Below are 4,082 nucleotides of genomic sequence, written 5' to 3'. Positions count from 1 at the left end.
AATGGCCTGCTTTTCAACGACTGAGAAGGCGTCGATGTCGACGCCTCCGGAAGCCGTCACAACCCAGCCACTGCGGCCTCGTACAAAGCTGCATTGAGGATTCAGTGCTTTGGGAACCGCATAAGAAGTCAATTCCACCGCTTCGTTCTCTTGCTTTAACAGCGACAGATCGATGCCCGCTTTTTGATCGAGCCGCTCTTGGCTGATCAGGGTCGCTGCAATGGTCATGTCCATGATGTTTTGCAGGTCACCAAAAACGTGGATCCGCTTGGCCAATTCAGGATACTTTTGCGTCATCGTTTCGGCCCAGGCTTGAGCGACCTTGTCAACACGGCCGGTCGCTTTGACATTGCCGTCCGCCTGGACCAAGTCTTGATCCGTCAACGTTTTCACGCCTTGGCCCGACAATTTCCAAGCCAAAGCGTCTTCGCTCTTGGTCATCGTGTCGTAGTTACAAGCCATCCACCAGCGTGGGTTCTGAGCCGAACTGTGGCGGCTGTTTTTGGACATTTGTAGGTAGCTGGGCAGCCCATTGACGTTCGACGGCGCCAATTCCATCGCAACTCGCTTCATTTCAAAGTCGGCGGCGACCAAGATCCGGGCAAACCGGCTGTCTTGCGGCACGCCGGTCAATTTAATCATTTGTGGGCCAAACGCTTGCTTCATCGCCGATTCGTAGATCGCGGGGTTTTGGCCCGGACGAAGCTTGACGTTGCGAAGCAGGTTTTGCAGTCGTTGGCGACCTTCGGCCGTCGGTTCAATCGAACAACTGATGCCGGCACGACGAGCGGTTTCGACCGTGCGAAACGCGACGATCAAATCGGCCAATCGCATCGTCGATTTGCCCGACTCCGTCCCCACGACGCTGCCGTCATCGAGCATTTCCCAAGGTTCCGCTGGCCCCGCGATCACGATGTCATTGTTGTCCGGATCGACGAAAACATACTCAATACGTTGCAGGCCAGCCAAAAACTCGACGTCGCTCGAGATCGGTTCGCCCGCTTCGCGAGTCGCCTGCAGATGTTTCTGCAATTTCGCCAACGAGATCATCCGCATCTCGGTCGCTTGATTCATCTCGCCTTCGGCTTGCTTCAGCGCCGCACGAGCCGCGTTGGAAAGTTGTTGTTGTTCGGCAATCGTCGCGTTTCGGACAATGCCTTCGGCGTCAATCAACACCCCCCCCACCGCTCGGTTGTTTAGACCACTGATTCCTGCCTGTAGTGAGGTGGACATACAGAGGACCGCGATAACGGACGCAGTAAAGCGATATAGACGTTGTGGACCGAATTCCATCGAGTGGATCTCCGAGGTATCCCGCACAACGGCTGGCGTTTTTAGGCGGGGGATGGTTCGTGGCTTAGAATAGGTGCCTTGGACTAAAGATTCGCAATTGCAATCCCGCAAGGACGGCAACGCGATCAGGCAAGTAACCGATACACAGGATACTTGCGAAAAATCCATATCGCAACAGAAGTCCTGTCACTGTGTACGTACAAATAGACGGTTTCTCCGCTAAAATGCCACTGCGGCATGTGCCCGACGCTCACGTCCCGCCGCTCGAGCCGCTTCAAACTCCGTCACGGTGTTCATAATCAGCATAATCGAACGCTGACGGTCTTTTCCATTTTTGGCTTCTCCTTCGCAGTGGATTCGCTTGAATACCAAAGCCCCGCAGACGACATCTTCGACAAACCCAGCTGGTGACAAATCGGCCCGTCACCATCCTGGTGCCTACTTGGTCTTGAAATCCGCTGGCCGATGGAGCGACGTGTTTCGACTCGCCCCCCCAGCCGAAGCGTTTCTCGGTCGAGCCTCGTCCAACCAAATTGTGATCCGCAGCCACCAAGCCAGTCGCCAACATGCGCGAATCTATTGGTCCGCCCCCGTCGCCGCCGGTGCTGCAGTCGACGCCAATGCTGCGGTCCCCGCCGACGCTGCGACCCGAGCTGACGCTTCGACCACTTCGCAGCCCGAATCCACCGTCACCGGGTCGTGGGTCATCGAAGATCTCGGCAGCCGTAATGGCACCTTCGTCGGCGGCAACGAGATTACCGCACCACACCCGCTTCGCGATGGCGACAAGATCGAAATCGCCGGGTTTGCAATCCAGTTCACCCATACCATCCATACCGGCGGCATCGAATCGACATCCGACGATGACGACGCAGCCTCGCAAGCCACCGACGACCAATTGACGATGGAGATGAACGCCGATGCGATCACCGATCGTCGGCGTCACAGTGATTACCTGCATGGACGCGGCGCCGCACCCGAGTCACGATCGGCGGAAACCAAAACCGTCGCCGACCAAAACGCGTCCGGTGACGATGCGCCGGGCGTTCGTAGCCGGTTGCTCAAATTAGCATTCACTCTGGCCCGGCTGGACGATTCTGAGTCCGCTGTCGCCGCGTGTTTAGATGATTTGGTCGGCAGCTTGAAATTTGATACCGCCGGTGTTTATCTCAGCGAACGCTCGACGTCGCCCACCTCGATTTCCGAAGTCCCGTTGGTCGCGACACGGCAAAGCGGCGACCGCAGTTATCGTCGACCGCCCGAAGCGTTACTGCAGAACTTGGTCGGCGAAAGCGGCCACGCTCTGTTGGCTCGAAACATCGTCGGCGACGATCAATTGGCGACCCAAAACAGCCGTGGTGAGATCGATGTCGAAAGCATCATCCTAGCCCCGATCCGCGACCATCGCGATCGTTTCCTTGGCATGATTCACATGACCACTGCCGCCGGGATTCCCCCCTTTGACAGTGACGATTTACAAGTCGTCGTCGCGGTGGCAGAAATCCTCGCTGAGTCGGTGTCGCGACTTGCCGACCAACGACGATTGGCCAAATCGCTGCATCTAAGCCGCCGCAAGGCCGAGTTGCTGCAAGAACAACTTGGCGACAAAGTTCGCATCGTCGGCAAGAGCGAAGCGATTCGAGCCGTGATCGAAAAAATCAAACTGGCCGCACCCACGCATGCCACCGTGTTGGTGCGAGGCGAATCGGGTGTGGGCAAAGAATTGGTGGCCGCAGCCCTGCATCACGCATCGAATCGCCGCGAAGGACCGATGGTCTGTTTGAACTGTGCTGCGTTAAGTGAAACGCTGCTCGAAAGCGAACTGTTCGGCCACGAGAAAGGCGCTTTCACCGGCGCCACCGAGCGAAAGCGGGGCAAGTTCGAAATGGCCGATGGTGGCACATTGATGCTGGACGAAATCGGCGAAATGAATGGCGAATTGCAAGCCAAATTGCTTCGAGTGCTCGAGGGGCATCCGTTTGAACGCGTCGGGGGACACGAACCGATCAAAGTCGATGTTCGTGTCGTTGCCGCCACCAACCGCGATTTACAAACGATGGTTGGCGAAGGCAAATTTCGACAAGATTTGTATTACCGACTGCACGTGGTCGAGATCATTGTGCCACCGCTGCGTCAACGTCAACGTGATTGTTTGCTGTTAGCGCAATTTTTCCTTGACCGGTTCAATCGTGAAATGGGTCGCCGGATCGAAACGATCAGCGAAGCGGCGCAGAAACGGTTGCTCCAGTATCATTGGCCGGGAAACATTCGCGAGCTGCGAAACGTGATCGAACGCGCTGTGGTGCTGAATCAAAAGAATTTCATTGACGAAAACGACCTCGCGCTGTCGCCGACGGGCAGCGCCGGCGGAGCGAATGCGGCAGGCAGTGAAACTGCGGTCGAAATGACATTGGCCGAGCTGGAACAACAGCACATCGAACGCGTCTTGCGTCACACCGACGGCAACAAAAGTCGCGCTGCCGCGATGCTGGGAATCGAACGCAGCACGCTAGACCGCAAACTAAAACGCTTCGCCGCTCCATGACCCCCGTTCGCCTGCCGAATAGCTGTCCTTGTTCGCGGTATTGGCCAACGTTGTGAAGCAATTTTTCCCCATAAGGAAAACGCGAATTAACTGTAGCGAAAGTCGCCGAGACTTTCGGCTACGCGCATAAAACCGAAACTCTCTGCGAGTTTCGCTACGAAAATGCGTCACAGCGTTAGCGGTTTTGGCGCTAGCCACCGTTTCGTCACTCGACGAACCGTCCCGTCAAAAACGGCGCACCGGA

The 4,082-nt window shown here is 56.6% G+C and carries 2 protein-coding genes; one reads left to right on the top strand and one right to left on the bottom strand.

Translation table 11 applies throughout. The features are described from left to right. Positions 1–1,233, bottom strand: a 1,233-nt coding sequence (locus tag RMSM_RS36095) for a DUF1598 domain-containing protein (protein WP_008709792.1), incomplete at its 3' end; no start/stop codon positions are given. A 421-nt stretch (positions 1,234–1,654) separates the two neighbouring features. On the opposite strand from RMSM_RS36095, the gene RMSM_RS36085 reads away from it, so the two are divergent. Then, the gene (locus RMSM_RS36085) at positions 1,655–3,838 is read left to right on the top strand and encodes a sigma 54-interacting transcriptional regulator (protein WP_081614477.1); all 2,184 of its coding nucleotides are present in this window, start codon (positions 1,655–1,657) and stop codon (positions 3,836–3,838) included. Positions 3,839–4,082 lie beyond the last annotated feature (244 nt).

It is taken from the genome of Rhodopirellula maiorica SM1 (genome assembly GCF_000346295.1).
Lineage (GTDB): Bacteria > Planctomycetota > Planctomycetia > Pirellulales > Pirellulaceae > Novipirellula > Novipirellula maiorica.
The sequence above is the reverse complement of the archived record's forward strand: the minus strand, read 5'-3'. Positions and strand labels throughout refer to the sequence as shown.